Source organism: Streptomyces sp. DSM 116795, from assembly GCF_055792905.1.
Genome location: NZ_CM147707.1, coordinates 703998 through 722769, shown reverse-complemented (window position 1 = coordinate 722769; position 18772 = coordinate 703998). Strand labels below are relative to the sequence as shown.

Here is an 18772-nt window from a genome sequence, read left to right as displayed (position 1 = left end):
TGTGAGGACGAAAGTTTCCAACGTGACCGAGACAACGCACGGCGGTGCGGTGGGCGTGAAGCCCCCGCCCACCCCGGACGACCGTCTGTCCCCGGCCGATCTCGCGGCGAAATACGGCCTGTCGGTGAGCGGGGCGCGCCCCTCGCTGGCGGAGTACGTGAGGCAGTTGTGGGCGCGGCGCCACTTCGTCCTCGCCTTCTCGCGGGCGAAGCTCACAGCCCAGTACAGCCAGGCGAAACTGGGGCAGCTGTGGCAGGTCGTGACGCCGCTGCTGAACGCCGCCGTCTACTACTTCATCTTCGGCGTGATCATGGGCGGGCGGAACGGCATTCCGGGCGGGCAGGGCAACTACGTCCCGTTCCTGGTGACCGGCGTCTTCGTCTTCACCTTCACCCAGACCTCGGTGCTCAACGGCGTCCGTGCGATCTCGGGCAATCTGGGCCTGGTCCGCGCGCTGCACTTCCCGCGGGCCTCCCTGCCGATCTCCATCTCGCTGCAGCAGCTTCAGCAGCTGCTGTATTCGATGCTGGTGCTGGTGGTCATCCTCATCGGCTTCGGGCACTTCCCCGCCTGGTCATGGCTGTTGATCTTCCCGGCGCTCGCCTGCCAGTTCCTCTTCAACACCGGCCTGGCCCTGGTCATGGCGAGGCTGGGCAGCAAGACCCCGGACCTGGCACAGCTGATGCCGTTCATCACGCGGACCTGGCTGTACGCCTCGGGCGTGATGTTCTTCCTGCCGTACCAGCTCTCGAAGATCGACGCCCCGGTCTGGGCGGTCGACCTGCTGCAGGCCAACCCGGCAGCCGTGTACATGGACCTGATCCGTTTCGCTTTCATCGACGGCTACCCGGCGTCCTCCCTTCCGCCGCACGTCTGGGCCCTGGCGCTGGGCTGGGGGCTGTTGATCGGCATCGGCGGATTTGTTTTCTTCTGGAAGTCGGAGGAGCGTTATGGCCGTGGCTGAGGACACCCAGGAGGAGACGAAGACGGTCCAGCAGCAGGCGGGAGCGCCTGCCGAGCAGCAACCGTGGATTCCGACCGTCATCGCCGAGGACCTGCACATCGTCTACCGCGTCTACGGCGGCGCGAAGGGCAAGGGCAGCGCCACAGCGGCTCTGAACCGCATGATCCGCCGCAAGCCGGGCGGCGGCAGCGTGCGCGAGGTCCATGCGGTCAAGGGCGTCAGCTTCACCGCATACCGCGGCCAGGCCGTCGGCCTGATCGGCTCCAACGGTTCGGGCAAGTCGACGCTGCTGCGCGCCATCGCCGGTCTGCTGCCGGCCGAGAGCGGCCGCGTCTACACCAACGGGCAGCCGTCGCTGCTGGGCGTCAACGCGGCGCTGATGAACGATCTGACCGGCGAACGCAACGTCGTCCTCGGCGGACTGGCCATGGGCATGTCGCGTGACGAGATCGCCGAGCGCTACCAGGGAATCGTCGACTTCTCCGGCATCAACGAGAAGGGCGACTTCATCACGTTGCCGATGCGCACGTACTCGTCCGGCATGTCGGCCCGGCTGCGCTTCTCCATCGCCGCCGCCAAGGACCACGACGTGCTGATGATCGACGAGGCGCTGGCGACGGGCGACAAGAAGTTCCAGCGGCGCTCGGAGCAGCGCGTCCGCGAACTGCGCGAGGAGGCGGGCACGGTCTTCCTCGTGAGCCACAACAACAAGTCGATCCGCGACACCTGCGAGCGGACGCTGTGGCTGGAGAAGGGCGAGCTGGTGCACGACGGTCCGACGGACGAAGTGCTCAAGGAGTACGAGAAGTTCACGGGCAAATAGCAGACCGGCTCGCCCGCGGACAGACACATACGAAGCAGCGGCCGGCCCGGAGTCTCCCTCCGGGCCGGCCGCTGCCGCTCGTCCGAGTCGGACCGCTGCGCGTCAGACCCCCGCGGGCGTCCGCTCCCGTTCCTCCTCCGGCTCGGCCCGGGGCGCCGACTCCTCCAGGCCGACCTTGCGGTGCAGCTTCCGCAGCGCCCGCGGCGCGTACCAGGCGCCGCGGCCCAGCAGCCGCATCGCGGCGGGTACGAGCACTCCCCGTACGGCGACCGCGTCGATGAGGATCGCCAGTCCGCTGCCCAGCCCGAACATCTGCAGGAAGCTGATCTCGCTGGTCGCGAAGGCGAAGAAGCTCACCGCCAGCAGCCCGGCCGCCATCGTCACGATGCGTCCGGTCCGCGAGAGCCCGCGGGTGACGGCCTCCACGTTGGGCGCTCCCTCGTCGTGCAGCTCCTTGATGCGGCTGGTGACGAAGACCTCGTAGTCCATGGACAGCCCGAAGACGATGCAGAACATCAGCACCGTCATCGAGGTGTCCATCGGCATCTCCGTGAAGCCGAGGACGGACGAGAGATGCCCGTCCTGGAAGATCCACACCATCGCCCCGATCGACGCCGTAAGGCTCACCGTGTTCAGCGCGAGCGCCCGCAGCGGCTGGACGACGCTCCCGGTGAAGAGGAAGAGCAGCACGAACGTCGTGCCGACGACCATGCCGATCGCGCCCGGCAGCCGGTCCCCGATCGAGGCCTTGGTGTCCACGAGCTGTGCGTCGCGCCCGCCCACCAGCGCCTCACCGGTGCCGGGAGCGGTCAGGCCGCGGATGCTGCGCACCGTGTCCTGCCGCTCCTCCGTCCCGGCCCCGGTCTCCGGCGTGACGGTCAGGAGCTGCGCGTCCGGTTTGCCGAGCGGGGCCTGCCCACGTCCGGCCGGGGCCGCCTTCCCGTCGGTGTAGACGCCGCTGCTCGCCTGGACGCGGGCCACCCCGTCGAGGCGTGAGACGCGCTCCGCGTACGCGTCGAGCTCGTCCTCGGGCGCTCCGGCGGTGGTGACGATCTGGAGGGCGTCGGTGGAGCCGCCGGGAAAGTCCTTCTCCAGCGCCGTGCTGACCTGCCTGCTCTGCGCGTCCTCGGGCAGCACGCGCTCGTCCGGCATCCCGAAGCGGGCGCCCAGCAGCGGGCTCGCGGCGAGCAGCAGCACCGCCAGCACGGGCAGCGCGGTGAGTACGGGGCGGCGCATGACCGTACGGGCGATCCGTCCCCATACGGGTGCGTCGGGACGCCGCACGGCGTCGGCCCACGGCAGCCGTCCCTTGTTCACACGGTGCCCGAGCACAGCCAGCAGGGCAGGCACGACGATCAGCGCCGCGAGCGCCGCGACGGCGACTACCCCGATCCCGGCGTACGCGAAGGAGCGCAGGAAGAACGGCGGGAAGAGCAGCAGCGCGGCCAGCGCCGCGACGACCGTGGCCGCGGAGAAGGCGATGGTGCGTCCCGCCGTCGTCACGGTCGTGCGCAGGGCGTCCCCGACGTCGTCGCCCGCCGATAGCCGTTCACGGAAGCGGCTGACGATGAGCAGCCCGTAGTCGATGCCGAGGCCGAGCCCGAGCGCGGTGGTGAGGTTGACGGCGAAGACCGACACGTCGGTGACGCTGCCCAGGACGAACAGCTCGGCGAAGGTGCCCAGAATCGCGATCAGCCCGATGGCCAGCGGCAGCAGCGCCGCGACGAAACTGCCGAAGGCGATGACGAGCAGCACGAGCGTCAGGGGCACCGCGATGGCTTCCGCGACCGCCAGATCCGCGGACACCTGCCCGGAGATGTCGTTGTTGAGCGCCGCGCTGCCGCCCGCCCGCACATCGACGGGACCCTTGTCGCCGCTCCACTTGTCGGTGATCTCCTCGGCGTGATCGGCGACGTCGGTGCTGTCGCCCCGTACGTGCGCCAGCACGAGCGCCTGCGAGCCGTCACGGGAGGTCAACGCGGAGCCGCCGGCGTCCCAGTAGGAGGAGACACCGGAGATCTCCGGCTCCCCCTTCAGCTCCTTCGTCAGCTTCCGGCCCGCGTCGCCCACCGCGGCCGAGTCCAGGTCTCCGCCGTCCGCGCGCACCAGCAGCACGAGGTTGTCCTCGCCGCCGAACTTCTCCTCGATGAGGGTCTGTGCGCGGCTCGAAGGCGCGTCCGGGTCCTCGAAGCCGCCGGCCTGCAGCTTGCCGAAGGCGCCGAAACCGATGGCCCCCATGGCCACCACGGTGATCAGGCTGAGCAGGAGCAGCGCCCGTGGCCGGTGCAGGGCCAGCTCCGCGATTCGTCTTAGCACTGTCTTCGTCCCCCCATGAGACATCGATGCGCCGATGTTTACGGCGTCAACATAGACTCTCACAGGGGATGTTAATAGTGTCAACATCGGGCAGGATGAAAGCATGGCGGACATGGACGGCAGGACCGGTTCGAGTGCGCCCCGCACGGCCAAGGGCCCGGGGGAGGAGCGGAGCGATCGGCGCGGCAGCCGGACCGGCGGCGCCAAGGGCGCCTACCACCACGGCGACCTGCGCAACGCCCTGATCGAGGCGGCCACCGACCTCGCCCGCGAGGGCGGCCCCGAATCCGTGGTGCTGCGCGCCGCCGCACGACGTGTCGGCGTCTCACCGACGGCCGCCTACCGCCACTTCGCCGGCCAGGCGGAACTGCTCCACGCGGTCAAGGAGCTGGGCCAGGAGCGCCTGGCCCGCAGCATGGAGGCGGGCGGCCGCGCCGACCCCGGTGCCGTCTCCGGCAGCGGCCCCGAGGCGGCCGAGGCGCGAATGCGGGCGCTGGGTCACGGCTACCTCGCCTTCGCGCTCGCCGAGCCGGGTCTCTACCGGGTCGCCTTCTGCCGCGACGCGCTCCACCTGAACCTGTTCGACGGCGCCGTCGACCCGGACGGCGGCGCCGGTTCGTGGGAATTCCGCTCCTTCGAGATCCTCATCCAGGCCCTGGACGCCCTCGTCGAGCAGGGCCGTATGCCGGTGGAGCGGCGCACGGGGGCGGAGATCACGGCCTGGTCGACCGTCCACGGGCTGGCCATGCTCCTCCTGGACGGCCCTCTGGTGCACCTGTCACCCGAAGAGATCCACGCGGTGGCCGAGCGCACGTTCGACGTTCTCATCGCGGGACTCGCCGCGCCGCCCGCGCCGCACTGACGCGCCGCCGCCGGGCGTGAAGGGGTCCTGCCGGGCCGGATTCGCCCTCTCCTTCAGTGTTCTCGAGCCGTATTCAGGACCGCCACGGGCCGCCCGCCCGCCGCCGTGCCGGAGCGGCGTGTCCGAAATAGGATGTTTTCGCCCAGCGGTGTAGAAACGGAGATGTGACGGCAATGGCTTCTGGCAGCACGTGGTGAGCGCGGAGGCGGACGCGCATGCGCGTGCCGTCCTCGCCAAGGCCACGCGGGAGAATTTCCCAGTGGCGCCCGGATTCCTGCCGCGCGAATGGCGTTACGACCTGATGGCCGTGTACGGCTACGCCCGGCTCGTCGACGACATCGGCGACGGCGACCTCGCCCCCGGCGGCCTCGACGCGAAATACCTCGGACTCGGTCCCGCATGGGGGAGCGAACCCGGTGCGGACCGCCTCGCCATGCTCGACGCGTTCGAGGCCGACCTGCGCGGCCTCTTCGAAGACGCCAGTCCCGCCCCCGGTCACCCGCTGCTGCGGGCGCTCGCGCCCACCGTGCGCCGCCGCCGGCTCACGCCCGAACCGTTCCTGGCGCTCATCGAGGCCAACCGCCAGGACCAGAAGGTCCGCCGGTACGCCGACCACACCGAACTGCTCGAATACTGCGAGCTGTCGGCCAACCCCGTGGGCCACCTCGTCCTCGCCATCACCGGGACCGCCACCCCTGACCGGATCCGGTACTCGGACGACGTGTGCACCGCGCTCCAGATCGTCGAACACCTCCAGGACGTCGCCGAGGACCTGAGCCGCGACCGGATCTACCTCCCCGCCGCGGACATGGCCCGCTTCCACGTCACCGAAACCGACCTCGCCGCTCCGAGCGCCAACGCGTCGGTCCGTGCGCTGCTGGCCTTCGAAGCCGAACGGGCCCGGGAGCTGCTCTCGGCGGGAGACCCCCTCGTGGCCAGCGTCCGAGGACGTCTCAGGCTGCTGCTCGCAGGCTTCACCGGCGGTGGACGCGCCGTCCTCCGTGCCATCGGCCGTGCCGGATACGACGTACTCCCAGGACCTCCCCGGGCCACCACGCGCGGGCTGCTGCGCGAGGTGGCCGCAACCCTGCGACGAGAGGGGTGAGTGGACCGTGGACAGAGCCCGGCCCGTACCGTACGTGCCGCCGTCGGTGGCCGCCGCGTACGACTACTGCGAGTCCGTCACGGGCCAGCAGGCCCGCAATTTCGCCTACGGAATCCGGCTGCTGCCGACCGGGAAACGCCGGGCGATGTCCGCGCTCTACGCCTTCTCACGGCGCGTCGACGACATCGGCGACGGCCCTCTCGAACAGTCCGTCAAGGTGGCCCGGCTCGAAGAGACCAGGGAGCTGCTCGGCCGTATCCGGGACGGTGCGATCGACCAGGACGACACGGACCCCGTCGCGGTCGCCCTCAGCGACGCCGCCCGCTGCTACCCCGTCCCGATGGACGGGCTCGACGAGCTGATCGACGGCGTGCTGCTGGACGTACACGGCACCACTTACGGCAGCTGGGAGGAACTGGAGGTCTACTGCCGGTGTGTGGCCGGTGCGATCGGCCGCCTCTCGCTCGGGGTGTTCGGCACTCTGCCCGGCGTGCGTGACGCCGTCCGCGCCTCCGAATACGCCGACACCCTCGGACTGGCTCTCCAACTCACCAATATCCTCAGGGATCTTCGGGAAGACGCTGATCACGGACGTACGTATCTGCCTGCGGAGGATCTTGAAAAATTCGGCTGCTCCGCTGACTTCCGAAGTGACGATGCCCAGCCCGGTAGCGACTTCCACGGGCTCGTGCACCATGAAGTTCAGCGCGCCCGCGCCCTGTTCGCGCAGGGATACCGGCTGTTGCCGCTGCTCGACCGCAGGTCGGGTGCGTGTGTCGCCGCGATGGCCGGGATCTACCAGCGTCTGCTGGAACGTATCGCCGCCGACCCCCACGCGGTGCTGCGCGAGCGCGTCTCGCTGCCGAGCAGGCAGAAGGCGTACGTCGCCGTGCGCGGGCTCACCGGCATCGACGCCCGGCACGCTGCGAGGCGGAGCGCACGCACATGACCAGGGCTGACACCGGCCGCACGGCCGCTCGTGGCGACAGCGGCAGGAGCCGTGCCGCCGTCGTGGTCGGCGGCGGCATCGCCGGGGTCACCGCCGCGCTCCGGCTGGCCGACGCCGGCGTGCGCACGACTCTCCTCGAATCGCGCCCGCGCCTCGGCGGCCTGGCGTTCTCCTTCCGCCGCGACTCCCCGGCCGGGGCGCTCTCCGTCGACAACGGGCAGCATGTGCACCTGCGTTGCTGTGACGCCTACACCTGGTTCCTGCGGCGGATCGGCGGAGCGGGACTCGCACCGCTGCAACGCCGTCTCGATGTGCCCGTACTCGATGTGGCCCCCGCGCGGCCCCGGTTGAGCAGGCTGCGCCGCAACTCGCTGCCCGTACCGCTGCACTTGGCCGCCGGCCTGGCGAACTACCGCCATCTGACGCCTGTGGAGAGAGGGCTCGCCGCGCGCGCGGCGCTCGCCCTGCAGCGGCTCGACCCGGCCGATCCGGCCCTGGACGACGTCGACTTCGCGACCTGGCTGCACGCACAGGGCCAGAGCGGCCGTGCCATCCGTGCGCTCTGGGACCTGGTGGGCGCCGCCACGCTCAACGCCCGTGCCCCGCATGCCTCGTTGGGCCTCGCGGTGAAGGTCTTCCGGACGGGCCTGCTCTCCGCGCCGGGCGCCGCCGACATCGGGGTCTCCCGCGTACCGCTGGGGCATCTGCACGACACGCTCGCCCGCGAGGCCCTGCGGGCAGCCGGCGTACGGACCCTGACCCAGGCCAGGGCCCGCGCGCTCACCGCGGCACCCGGCGGCGGCTGGCACGTCTCCGCCGAGCACGGACAGACGACCACCGAGGAACACCGCGCCGACGCGGTCGTGCTCGCCGTGCCCCAACGCGAGGCACACGGTCTGCTGCCCGAAGGGGCGCTGCCCGCGCCCGGCAGGCTTCTGGAGATCGGCACCGCCCCGATCCTCAACCTCCACGTGGTCTACGACCGCCGCGTGCTGCGCCGTCCCTTCTTCGCCGCGCTCGGAACGCCAATCCAGTGGGTCTTCGACCGTACGGGCCCCTCCGGGCTCGGCCGTGGCCAGTACCTCGCGGTCTCACAGTCGGCGGCGCACGGGGAGATCGACCGGCCCGTCGCGGAGCTCCGGGAGCGCTATCTCCCGGAGCTCGAACGCCTGCTGCCCGCTGCACGAACCGCTCAGGTGGTCGACTTCTTCGTCACCCGCGAGCGCACCGCCACCTTCGATCCGCGCCCCGGCGTCGGCCGGCTGCGGCCCGCGGCCCGTACCGGGGCGCCCGGTGTCTGCCTCGCCGGAGCTTGGACCGATACTGGCTGGCCGGCGACCATGGAGAGCGCCGTACGGAGTGGAGCGACCGCCGCCAGGGAAGCCCTCACTGTCATGGGCCGCCCGTACGACAATGATCCGGTGCCCGGCACCACACGAAAGGGCGGTGGCATGAGCAGCGCCGACGCAGGCGGCACGTCCGAGGGCAGCAGACGGACGGCACAGCAGGATTCCCCCACACCACCACCGCGAGCAGCGGTACCCGCACGACCGGCACAGAACGCAGAGGAGACCCCGTGACAACGGCGAACCAGCACACCGTCGTCGACAACACGAGCGTCAGCGCTCTGCTGGAACGCGGCCGCAGGCTCGCGACTCCCATGCTGCGTGCCGCGGTCGACCGCCTTGCTCCACCGATGGACACCGTCGCCGCGTATCACTTCGGGTGGATCGACGAGGACGGGCGCCCCTCGGAGGCGTCCGGCGGCAAGGCCGTACGCCCCTCGCTGGCTCTGCTCTCGGCCGAGGTCACCGGAGCCGCACCGGAGACGGGCCTGCCCGGCGCCGTCGCCGTGGAGCTGGTGCACAACTTCTCGCTGCTGCACGACGACCTGATGGACGGCGACGAGCAGCGGCGCCACCGCGACACCGTGTGGAAGGTGCACGGCCCGGCCCAGGCGATCCTCGTCGGCGACGCGCTCTTCGCCCTCGCCAACGAAATACTGCTGGAGCCCGGCACGCCCGAAGCCGGCCGCGCGACGCGGCGGCTCACGCGGGCCACCCGCAAGCTCATCGACGGACAGGCGCAGGACATCTCCTACGAACACCGTGAGCAGGTCACGGTCGAGGAGTGCCTGGAGATGGAGGGCAACAAGACCGGCGCGCTGCTGGCCTGCGCCGTCTCCATCGGCGCCGTGCTCGGCGGCGCCGACGACCGCACCGCCGACGCCCTGGAGTCCTACGGCTACCACCTGGGCCTCGCCTTCCAGGCCGTCGACGACGTGCTGGGCATCTGGGGCGATCCCGGAGCCACGGGCAAGCAGGCCTGGAGCGACCTGAGGCAGCGTAAGAAGTCCCTCCCCGTGGTCGCCGCTCTCGCCTCTCCCGACCCGGCCGCCACACGCCTGGCCGACCTGATGCGGGCGGACGCGACGAAGAGCCAGGCGGAGTTCGAGGACTTCGACGAGGCCGAGTTCGCCACGCGTGCCGCGCTGATCGAGGAGGCGGGCGGCCGCGAGTGGACGTCCGCAGAGGCGCAGCGGCAGCACACGACCGCTCTCGCCGCCCTCGAACCCGTCGACATGCCCGCCCACGTGCGCGATCAGCTGACGGCCCTGGCCGACTTCGTCGTCGTACGACAGCGATGACCACCTGCCCCGGCGCTCACCGCGTCGCCGGACCTTCCCGAAGGGACTGAGATGACAGCGACGACGGACAGTGGCGCCGGGGCAGCCGCAACCGCCGAGGCGGGGAGCGCCGGGAGCCTCGCCGAGCGCGCGGAGCACACGGCCGCCCTCGCCGTGGAGAACCTGCTCGCCAGGCAGGACGCGGCCGGCTGGTGGAAGGGCGACCTGGAGACCAACGTCACCATGGACGCCGAGGACCTGCTGCTGCGCGAGTTCCTCGGCGTCCGCGACGAGACCACCACGCGGGAGGCGGCCCGCTTCGTGCGCTCGCAGCAGCGGGCGGACGGCACCTGGGCTACCTTCCACGGCGGGCCGGGCGACCTCTCGACCACCATCGAGGCGTACATCGCGCTCCGGCTCGCCGGTGACGCCCCGCAGGCACCGCACATGGAGCGGGCCTCGGCGTGGGTGCGCGAGCAGGGCGGTGTCGCCTCCAGCCGGGTCTTCACCCGCATCTGGCTGGCGCTCTTCGGCTGGTGGCGCTGGGCGGACCTGCCCGAGATGCCGCCGGAGATGATCTGGTTCCCGAAGTGGTTCCCGCTCAACATCTACGACTTCGGCTGCTGGGCCCGGCAGACGATCGTGCCGCTCACCGTCGTGTGCGCGAAGCGCCCCGTACGGGCGGCGCCGTTCCCGCTCGACGAACTGCACCGGGACCCGGCGTGCCCGAACCCTCCCCGCGGAATGGCCCCCGCAGCCAGCTGGGAGGGCTTCTTCCAGCGCCTGGACCGCACTCTGCACGCCTACCGCAAGATCGCCTCCCGCTCACTGCGCGCAGCGGCGCTGCGCAGCGCCGCGCGCTGGATCATCGAGCGGCAGGAGAACGACGGCTGCTGGGGAGGCATCCAGCCGCCCGCCGTGTACTCGCTGATCGCGCTGCGCCTCCTCGGCTACGACCTGGACCACCCGGTCATGCGCGCCGGACTGGCGTCCCTGGACCGCTACACGGTCCGGTACGAGGGCCGCCGCGAAGACCCGGACGCGGAAGACGCACCCGACGTCGGGGACGGTGCGGTGCGGATGGTCGAGGCCTGCCAGTCACCGGTGTGGGACACCTGCCTGGCCACCATCGCCCTCGCCGACGCGGGCCTGGCTCCCGACCATCCCGCGCTGCTCAAGGCAGCCGACTGGATGCTCGGCGAACAGGTGCTGCGGCGGGGCGACTGGTCGGTACGCAAGCCTCAACTGCCGCCGGGCGGCTGGGCGTTCGAGTTCCACAACGACAACTACCCCGACACCGACGACACCGCCGAGGTCGTCCTCGCGCTGCGCCGCGTACGCCACCACGATCAGCAGCGCGTGGACACCGCCGTACGCAGGGCCGTGCGCTGGGGCCTGGGCATGCAGTCCAGGAACGGCGCCTGGGGCGCCTTCGACGCCGACAACGACAGCGCCTTCCCCAACCGGCTGCCGTTCTGCGACTTCGGCGAGGTCATCGACCCGCCCTCCGCGGACGTCACCGCCCACATGGTGGAGATGCTCGCTGCCGAGGGGCGGCACGACGACCCCCGAGTGCGCAGAGCGGTCTCCTGGCTGCTGTCCGAACAGGAAGCCGGCGGCGCCTGGTTCGGCCGCTGGGGCGTCAACTACATCTACGGCACGGGCTCCGTGGTGCCTGCGCTGGTCGCCGCGGGTGTGTCCGCCTCCCATCCGGCCGTCCGCCGCGCCGTGAGCTGGCTGGAGAGCGTCCAGAACGGTGACGGCGGCTGGGGCGAGGACCTGCGTTCCTACCGCCCGGGCCATGAGCGCGAGTGGGCCGGACGCGGCACCTCCACCGCCTCGCAGACCGGCTGGGCCCTGCTCGCGCTGCTCGCGGCGGGGGAGCGGGAGTCCATGTCGGTGGAGCAGGGGATCAGCTGGCTCGTACGTACGCAGCGGGAGGACGGCTCCTGGGACGAGCCGCACTTCACCGGCACCGGCTTCCCCTGGGACTTCTCCATCAACTACCACCTCTACCGGCAGGTCTTCCCGCTCACCGCACTCGGCCGGTATCTGCACGGCACGGGTGCCGCTTCCGGGCGGCAGGAAGAGAGATGACGGTCTCCGGTGACCGCGGTCCCCTGCTGATCGCCTGCGCTCTGGGCATCGAACGGCTCGCGCTGCGGCGCTTCGGCGACGCCCCGGACGGGGCGGACGGGCGGGTCACCGTGGTGCGCACCGGGATGGGGGCGCAGGCGGCGGAACGCGCGGTCGCACGGGCGCTGCGCGACGAGCGGGAGGCCGGCAGCACCGCGGTCGTCGCCACGGGGTTCTGCGCCGGGCTTCTCCCCGGCATGCACCCCGGCGACCTCGTCGTGGCCGACGAGACGCGGGACGCCGACGGGCGTACGGAATGCACGGGGACGAAGCTGCTGGCCGACGCCCTGCGCCCGTACGGAACCGTGCACGTCGGACCGCTCGCAGGCTCCGCGCACATCGTGCACGGGCCCGCACGTGCCGCGCTGCACAGCACGACCGCGGCCGTGGCCGCCGACATGGAGTCGGCCGCCACGCTGCGCACCGCCAAGCTCCCTCTTCGAGGCGGGGCGACGGACGGGCCGGAGCGGAAGCGTCCCGTTGCGGCCGTACGAGTGGTGGTCGACGCCCCAGGACATGAACTGATCCGTCCCGGGACACTGCGAGGTGGAATATCGGCATTCCGCGTACTCCGCGGCGTTATGCCCGCATTCCTCGAATGGCACCGATCCTTGCTGCTCCCCTGGAGGTGAGCGAGTCATGGCCATGCCTCTGCGTCAGACCGTCCGAATCGGCACCTACCTCTTCCAGCAGAAGCTGCGAGGCCGCGAGAAGTTCCCGTTGATCGTGGAGCTGGAGCCACTGTTCGCGTGCAACCTGAAGTGCGAGGGGTGCGGGAAGATCCAGCACCCCGCCGGCGTCCTCAAGCAGCGGATGCCGGTCGCTCAGGCGGTCGGGGCGGTGACCGAGTCTGGCGCGCCGATGGTCTCCATCGCCGGGGGTGAGCCGTTGATGCACCCCCAGATCGGGGAGATCGTCCGCCAGCTCGTGGCGAAGAAGAAGTACGTCTTCCTGTGCACGAACGCCATGCTGCTGCGCAAGAAGCTGGAGGAGTTCACGCCGTCCCCCTACTTCGCCTTCGCGGTGCACATCGACGGACTGCGCGAGCGGCACGACGAGTCGGTGGCGAAGGAAGGTGTCTTCGACGAGGCGGTGGAGGCGATGAAGGAGGCCAAGCGGCTCGGATTCCGCGTCACCACCAACTCGACGTTCTTCAACACGGACACGCCTCAGACCGTCATCGAGGTCCTCGACTTCCTGAACGACGAGCTGCGGGTGGACGAGATGATGGTCTCGCCCGCCTACGCATACGAAAAGGCCCCGGACCAGGAGCACTTCCTCGGTGTGGAGCAGACCCGTGAGCTGTTCCGCAAGGCCTTCGGCGGGGGCAACAGGCGCCGCTGGCGCCTGAATCACAGCCCGCTCTTCCTCGACTTCCTCGAAGGCAAGGCCGACTTCCAGTGCACGGCCTGGGCGATCCCCAACTACTCCCTCTTCGGCTGGCAGCGGCCCTGCTACCTGATGAGCGACGGATACGTGCCCACGTACAAGGAACTCGTCGAGGAGACCGACTGGGAGGCGTACGGGCGCGGACGCGACCCCCGCTGCGCCAACTGCATGGCGCACTGCGGATACGAGCCGACCGCCGTGCTGGCCACGATGGGCTCGCTCAAGGAGTCGCTGCGTGCGGCCCGGGACACCGTACGCGCCTGAGCGAGGCCCGTATCCCTGCGGCCGCCCCGCGCCGGGCCGCACACCACGACGAGGAATCCGACACCGAGAAGGGGGCCGGGGGATGAGCGACTTCGACCTCAACGAGCTGCTGGCGGAACGCGGAGCCGAACGGTACGAGCTGCACGCAAGGCACCTGAACCACCAGCAGCCGCGGATGCTGCAGACCATCGGCTTCGACAAGGTCTACGAACGTGCCGAGGGCGCTCATCTCTTCGACGCCGAGGGACGCGACTACCTCGACATGCTCGCCGGCTTCGGCGTGATGGGAGTCGGGCGCCATCACCCCGTCGTGCGGCAGGCCCTGCACGACGTTCTCGAAGCGCAGCTCGCGGATCTCACCCGCTTCGACTGCCCTCCGCTGCCGGGGCTGCTCGCCGAACGGCTGCTCGCGCACGCGCCGGGCATGGAGCGTGTCTACTTCGGCAACAGCGGTACGGAGGCCGTCGAGACGGCTCTGAAGTTCGCCCGGTGCGCCACCGGACGGCGGCGGATCCTCTACTGCGACCACGCCTTCCACGGGCTCACCACAGGATCTCTGTCAGTCAACGGGGAGAACTCCTTCCGGCGCGGGTTCGGGCCGCTGCTGCCGGACACGGCCGTGCCGCTGGGCGATCTGGCGGCTCTGGAGCGGGAGTTGAGAAGCGGCGAGGTGGCGGCGCTCATCGTCGAGCCGATCCAGGGCAAGGGTGTGCACCCCACGCCGCCCGGCTTTCTGACCGCCGCCCGCGAACTGCTGCACCGGCACGGCGCGTTGCTGATCGCGGACGAGGTGCAGACGGGACTGGGGCGCACCGGCGACTTCTTCGCCTACCAGCACGAGGCGGATGTCCAGCCGGACCTGGTGTGTGTGGCCAAGGCGCTGTCCGGCGGCTATGTGCCGGTGAGCGCCACGCTCGGCAAGGAATGGATCTTCAAGAAGGTCTACTCGTCGATGGACCGGGTGCAGGTCCACTCGGCGAGCTTCGGTGCCAACGCGCAGGCGATGGCGGCCGGGCTGGCGACGCTGGCCGTACTGGAGAACGAGGACCTCACCGCGAGGGCCCGCCGCATCGGGGACGTGCTGCGCGGCAGACTCGCGGCCCTCGTAGGGGACTACGAGATGCTCAAAGAGGTGCGCGGACGCGGACTGATGATCGGCATCGAGTTCGGCAGGCCCAAGTCCCTCGGTCTGCGCGGTCGTTGGACGATGCTCCAGGCGGCCCGCAAGGGACTGTTCGCCCAGATGGTGGTCGTGCCGCTGCTGCAGCGGCACCGCATCCTCACGCAGGTCTCCGGCGACGAGCTCGAAGTCATCAAGCTCACGCCGCCGTTGGTGATCGGGGAGCCGGAGGCGGAGCGTTTCGTCAGCGCGTTCAAGGAGATCATGGACGAGGCGCACGACGGCGGGGGCCTGATGTGGGAGTTCGGCCGCAATCTCATCAAGCAGGCGGCGGCGAACCGCTGAGGAAGCCCGCAGGCGGTACCGCTCTCCGTAGGGACCGCCGTTCGAAAGGTGCCGGCGTCCGTACTTCCGTCAGCCGTCCTCCAGGAGCCTCTCCCGCAGGCGCTCGCGCGTGGCCGTCTCCAGGCCGAGCCCCTGCGTGAGGTACGCCTCGACGCCGCCCCACGTCTCCTCGATGGTGGTCATGGCGGCCGTGAGATAGGCGGTGCGCGCGTCGAAGAGCGGGGAGAGCAGCTCGGCCACCTCGGGGGACATGCCGCCCTGCGAACCGCGGTGCATCTTGTAACGGCGGTGGGGCGAGTTGGACTGCAGATAGTCGTCCTCGATCGCCTCCTGCTCCACGCCGAGCGCCATCAGGGTCACCGCGACCGACAGGCCGGCGCGGTCCTTACCCGCGGCACAGTGCATCAGGGCAGGCACGCTGTCCTCCGCGAGGGCGTGCAGGACCCTGCTGTGCTCGGCGGTGCGGTTCTTGATCATCGAACGGTACGAGGCGATCATGCGGGCCGCGCCCTGGCCGTCCGCGAGGACCGTCCGCAGCTGCTCCAGCTCGCCGTCGCGCACCATCTTCCAGAACTCCGCGCCGTCCGCGGGGTCGGACAGCGGGATGTTCACGTTGCGTACGCCCGGGAGCTCCACATCGGGGCCCTCAAGGGCCTGGTCGGCGGAGTTGCGGAAGTCGAAGACCGTGTGAAGTCCGAGGCGGCCGAGGAAGGCCGTGTCGTCCTCCGTCGCATGGGCGAGGTGGCCGCTGCGGAAGAGCACTCCGTGCCGCAGCCGGCGTCCGTCCGCCGTCGGTACTCCGCCGACGTCGCGGAAGTTGCGAACTCCGGTCAACGTGGGTTCGGTGGACTGCTGGCTCACGGATGCTCCTCGTCTGTAGCGACAGCCGGTGCCCGACCCGACGATACGACATGGGGCGGGGGTGACCGGTCGGGCGACGGCGAGGGATGGCTCACGGTGGCCGGCCGTTCGCGGTGCGTGCCGGCACCTTTTGTGATCTGCGGCGCCGAGTGCGCCGTCAGGGACGAATTCCGGCCCCATATCCGGAGTTGTGAGCGCGATGGGCGGCCAGGGGTGGCGCGGCGCGGGCGCGTGGCGGGCACGGCGGGGACGAGCCGCGAATATGCCTGCGTCAGCCGGAGGACACCGACCCCGCGCATTCCCGTATGTACCGTTCGACCGAATCGGGCCGCCGGCGAACAGGAGAACGCATTCCGTTTGTGAAACGGTTCATGGCCGCCTCGTCAGCGCGGCGCGAGTGACGGGCCGGCGGCCTCAACTCGTTTTCCACGGTGGCGAATTCGCAGGTCAGTGGGGTGATGCTGCGAACTCGGCGACGAGCGGGCCGAGTTGCCGCTCGCCGATGGGCTCCCACGTGACGAGGCCGGGTGGGTGGCGAAGAGTAACTGGGGGGCTGCGTAAGGGAGTTACGATCACACCGCGTGCCCGCACGTCCACGCTTGCGATCTTCACTCTTTAGGGGCTGGCGGAGGGTGGCGAATATGTCATCCGCGTCCGCGATGAGTGGTTGTGAGCATTAGCGTGGCCGTGGCGCTGCCAGAGCTGACGCGCGCTGTGCTCGTGCTTCGAAGAAGCCCACCAGCAGACTTCAAGTCAACCGAGGAATCCGATGCCTGAACCCCCGAGCCATGCGGTGCAGACAGGAAGGGGAACATCCGGTCCCGCACTCTCCTCAGGGCCCCGCCCCGGCAACGCCCCCCTTCCGGTCGCCACTCCGGGAGCAGTCGGCACCGCCCCGCAAGGAGCGCCGGCAGCTCCGGCGCCCGCGGTGACGGGGGCGGGCGGCTCCCGGCGACGGCACGGCCGTGTCCCGGCCCGGCAGAGCGCGGGCGACGCCGCACTCAGACGCCGCATGGTGCGCCTCGCCGTGATCCCCGCAGGCGTGATCGCCGTGGCCGCCGCCGCGGTGATCGCGTACGTGATGAGCGTCGAGGGCAGCGCGGACGCCTCGGGGGCACCCGCGCAGGGCACCGACGGCGTCGTGCTGTGGAGCATCCTCGGCGCGGCACTCCTGCTCGTCTGCGGCGTCATCTTCGGCGCAGCTCACTCCGCCACCGCCCAGGCCCGCCGTGCCCTCGACCGCCAGACCGTGCTGCGCCGGTCCGTGGCACGCGGACAGTCCGAGATCCGCGCCCTGCTCGGCAGCCTCGAACAGGGCGAGCGCCCGCGCCCCCGTCCCCGCCCGGCACTGCCGGAACCGGGCGCGCAGGCAGACGCGTTCGAGCTGCTCACCAATGAACTGGCCCATGCCCAGCACGCCGCAGAGACGGCCGTGACCGAGGCCGTGGCCCTCGTACGCAGCACCGCCAGCGGCAGCGAGGAGAAGGTCGAGGTCTTCGTCAACCTCGCCCGCCGTCTGCAGTCCCTCGTCCACCGGGAGATCGAGCTCCTGGACGAGCTGGAGAACGAGGTCGAGGACCCGGACCTGCTCAAGGGGCTCTTCCACGTCGACCACCTCGCCACCCGCATCCGCCGGCACGCGGAGAACCTCGCCGTTCTGGGCGGTGCCGTCTCCCGCCGCCAGTGGAGCCGTCCGGTCACCATGACCGAGGTGCTGCGCTCCTCCATCGCCGAGGTCGAGCAGTATCCGCGGGTCAAGCTCGTACCGCCGATCGAGGGCACTCTGCGCGGCCACGCCGTCGCCGACGTCATCCACCTGCTCGCCGAACTCGTCGAGAACGCCACGGTGTTCTCCGCTCCGCAGACCCAGGTGCTGCTCCGTGCGCAGCATGTGACGGCGGGTCTGGCCATCGAGGTCGAGGACCGCGGCCTGGGCATGCCCGCCGCCGAGCAGAACCGCATGAACGCGGTGCTCTCCGACCCCGAACGGATCGATGTCGGGGAGCTGCTGCAGGACGGGCGGATCGGGCTGTTCGTGGTCTCGGCGCTCGCGCAGCGGCACGGCATCGTCGTACAGCTGCAGAGCAACATCTACGGCGGTATCCAGGCCGTACTGGTGCTGCCCCGTGAGGTGCTCGGCGACGAGCCGGGAGCGGCAGAACGCTCGGGCGCCGCCGTCGGCAAGGCGGCGAACGGCGTGCACGGGGCGGCCGGTGCCAACGGAGCCGCCGTCGGCGCGGACCCCGCCGGTGCGACCCCGGCCGTAGTCGGTGCCCGGATGCCGCGCGTGCGGACGGAGAGCACGGAGCACCCGGAGCAGCAGCCGGCAGGCGCTCCGGAGACCGCGGGTGCGATTCCCGCACAGGCCCGGCCCGAGCCCGAGGCGCCGGCCCACAGGTCAGGGCACCACGGCGGGTCCTCGTACGAGCAGCAGCCGCACTCCCATGCCCGGCCGCAGGCGCAGCCCCAGCCGCAGTCGCGGCCCCAGCCCCAGTCGCAGCCCCAGCCTCAGGCGCATGGCTCTCCGCCCTCGCCTCCCGTGGCGCAGCCCGGTGCGCAGCCGCACCCTCAGACGCTCCCGCGGCGATCCGTACCGGCCGCCGGGGCGCACAACGGCGAGCGCCCCGAACTGCCCAGGCGCCGCCGCCAGGAGCACCTCGTGCCCGAACTGCGCGAGGCGCCCGCCGCACGCGGCGGCGAATCCGGGGAGGCCGGCTGGGACGAGGCGTCACAGGGCCACGACCCCGGCCTGCTCGCCGCATTCCGGCGCGGAACCAGCCTCGCCGAGGACTCCGACGGCACGACCGAAGGCACAGGGCCTGGTGCAGGCACAGGCACAGGCACAGGAACAGGCACAGGTCCTGGCACAGACACCGACGCCCCCCACCCCGCCAACTAGGGCTTCGCCGGTGCGTTTTCCGCGATCCTCCGGCCTTCGGCACGGGCGTCCCCACCCGCCCGCCGGTACGGCGGATCGGACGTCCCCGAGCCCGCGGCCCCACGCACCACACG

The 18772-nt window shown here is 71.0% G+C and carries 14 protein-coding genes; 12 read left to right on the top strand and 2 right to left on the bottom strand.

Annotation, left to right across the window (positions count from 1 at the left end; all coding sequences use genetic code 11):
- Positions 1–22: 22 nt before the first annotated feature.
- Positions 23–964, top strand: a complete 942-nt coding sequence (locus tag ACSMXX_RS03130; protein WP_473182491.1) for an ABC transporter permease — start codon at positions 23–25, stop codon at positions 962–964.
- Positions 951–1787 (top strand): ABC transporter ATP-binding protein, encoded by an 837-nt coding sequence (locus ACSMXX_RS03125; protein WP_473182490.1) that lies wholly within the window; start codon positions 951–953, stop codon positions 1785–1787. The genes ACSMXX_RS03130 and ACSMXX_RS03125 overlap by 14 nt, the downstream gene beginning before the upstream one ends.
- 102 nt (positions 1788–1889) lie before the next feature.
- Here the strand turns inward: ACSMXX_RS03125 and ACSMXX_RS03120 are convergent, their stop codons facing one another.
- Positions 1890–4103 carry an MMPL family transporter gene (locus ACSMXX_RS03120; protein ID WP_473182489.1) on the bottom strand — a complete coding sequence of 738 codons (2214 nt, stop codon included), beginning with the start codon at positions 4101–4103 and terminating at the stop codon, positions 1890–1892.
- Positions 4104–4206: 103 nt separating this feature from the next.
- Between ACSMXX_RS03120 and ACSMXX_RS03115 the strand changes: the two genes are divergently transcribed.
- The 9 genes from ACSMXX_RS03115 to ACSMXX_RS03075 all read left to right on the top strand — a co-directional run bounded on the left by ACSMXX_RS03115 (position 4207) and on the right by ACSMXX_RS03075 (position 14899).
- Positions 4207–4965, top strand: coding sequence for a TetR/AcrR family transcriptional regulator (locus tag ACSMXX_RS03115; RefSeq protein WP_473182488.1), 759 nt, complete (start codon positions 4207–4209; stop codon positions 4963–4965).
- A 190-nt stretch (positions 4966–5155) separates the two neighbouring features.
- Positions 5156–6070, top strand: a complete 915-nt coding sequence (gene hpnC, locus ACSMXX_RS03110; RefSeq protein ID WP_473182487.1) for a squalene synthase HpnC — start codon at positions 5156–5158, stop codon at positions 6068–6070.
- 7 nt (positions 6071–6077) lie between these two features.
- Positions 6078–7019 carry a presqualene diphosphate synthase HpnD gene (gene hpnD, locus ACSMXX_RS03105; RefSeq protein WP_473182486.1) on the top strand — a complete coding sequence of 314 codons (942 nt, stop codon included), beginning with the start codon at positions 6078–6080 and terminating at the stop codon, positions 7017–7019.
- Positions 7016–8599: a hydroxysqualene dehydroxylase HpnE gene (gene hpnE / locus ACSMXX_RS03100; protein WP_473182485.1), complete on the top strand. Its 1584-nt coding sequence runs from the start codon at positions 7016–7018 to the stop codon at positions 8597–8599. The genes hpnD and hpnE overlap by 4 nt, the downstream gene beginning before the upstream one ends.
- On the top strand, positions 8596–9666 hold the full coding sequence (locus ACSMXX_RS03095; RefSeq protein WP_473182484.1) for a polyprenyl synthetase family protein: 1071 nt from the start codon (positions 8596–8598) through the stop codon (positions 9664–9666). The genes hpnE and ACSMXX_RS03095 overlap by 4 nt, the downstream gene beginning before the upstream one ends.
- A 51-nt stretch (positions 9667–9717) precedes the next feature.
- Positions 9718–11742 carry a squalene--hopene cyclase gene (gene shc, locus ACSMXX_RS03090; protein WP_473182483.1) on the top strand — a complete coding sequence of 675 codons (2025 nt, stop codon included), beginning with the start codon at positions 9718–9720 and terminating at the stop codon, positions 11740–11742.
- A complete protein-coding gene (locus ACSMXX_RS03085; RefSeq protein WP_473182482.1) occupies positions 11739–12413 on the top strand; it encodes a phosphorylase family protein in 675 nt (224 codons plus the stop codon). Before shc ends, ACSMXX_RS03085 begins: the two co-directional genes overlap by 4 nt.
- A gap of 7 nt (positions 12414–12420) precedes the next feature.
- Positions 12421–13434 carry an adenosyl-hopene transferase HpnH gene (gene hpnH / locus ACSMXX_RS03080; RefSeq protein ID WP_473182481.1) on the top strand — a complete coding sequence of 338 codons (1014 nt, stop codon included), beginning with the start codon at positions 12421–12423 and terminating at the stop codon, positions 13432–13434.
- A gap of 82 nt (positions 13435–13516) precedes the next feature.
- Entirely contained in the window at positions 13517–14899 is a 1383-nt protein-coding gene (locus ACSMXX_RS03075; protein WP_473182480.1) for an aspartate aminotransferase family protein, read from the top strand.
- A 69-nt stretch (positions 14900–14968) separates the two neighbouring features.
- On the opposite strand, the gene ACSMXX_RS03070 is transcribed toward ACSMXX_RS03075, so the two are convergent.
- Entirely contained in the window at positions 14969–15760 is a 792-nt protein-coding gene (locus tag ACSMXX_RS03070) for a tyrosine-protein phosphatase (protein ID WP_473182479.1), read from the bottom strand.
- Between the two features lie 1012 nt (positions 15761–16772).
- Between ACSMXX_RS03070 and ACSMXX_RS03065 the strand changes: the two genes are divergently transcribed.
- The gene (locus ACSMXX_RS03065) at positions 16773–18659 is read left to right on the top strand and encodes a sensor histidine kinase (protein WP_473182478.1); all 1887 of its coding nucleotides are present in this window, start codon (positions 16773–16775) and stop codon (positions 18657–18659) included.
- The last annotated feature ends 113 nt before the right edge of the window (positions 18660–18772 follow it).

Bases quoted from the DNA above. Each gene is read 5' to 3' on its own strand.
- hpnH (WP_473182481.1), top strand. From the start codon at position 12,421: ATGGCCATGCCTCTGCGTCAGACCGTCCGAATCGGCACCTACCTCTTC.
- ACSMXX_RS03115 (WP_473182488.1), top strand. From the start codon at position 4,207: ATGGCGGACATGGACGGCAGGACCGGTTCGAGTGCGCCCCGCACGGCC.
- ACSMXX_RS03065 (WP_473182478.1), top strand. From the start codon at position 16,773: ATGGTGCGCCTCGCCGTGATCCCCGCAGGCGTGATCGCCGTGGCCGCC.
- ACSMXX_RS03075 (WP_473182480.1), top strand. From the start codon at position 13,517: ATGAGCGACTTCGACCTCAACGAGCTGCTGGCGGAACGCGGAGCCGAA.
- shc (WP_473182483.1), top strand. From the start codon at position 9,718: ATGACAGCGACGACGGACAGTGGCGCCGGGGCAGCCGCAACCGCCGAG.
- ACSMXX_RS03125 (WP_473182490.1), top strand. From the start codon at position 951: ATGGCCGTGGCTGAGGACACCCAGGAGGAGACGAAGACGGTCCAGCAG.
- hpnE (WP_473182485.1), top strand. From the start codon at position 7,016: ATGACCAGGGCTGACACCGGCCGCACGGCCGCTCGTGGCGACAGCGGC.
- ACSMXX_RS03085 (WP_473182482.1), top strand. From the start codon at position 11,739: ATGACGGTCTCCGGTGACCGCGGTCCCCTGCTGATCGCCTGCGCTCTG.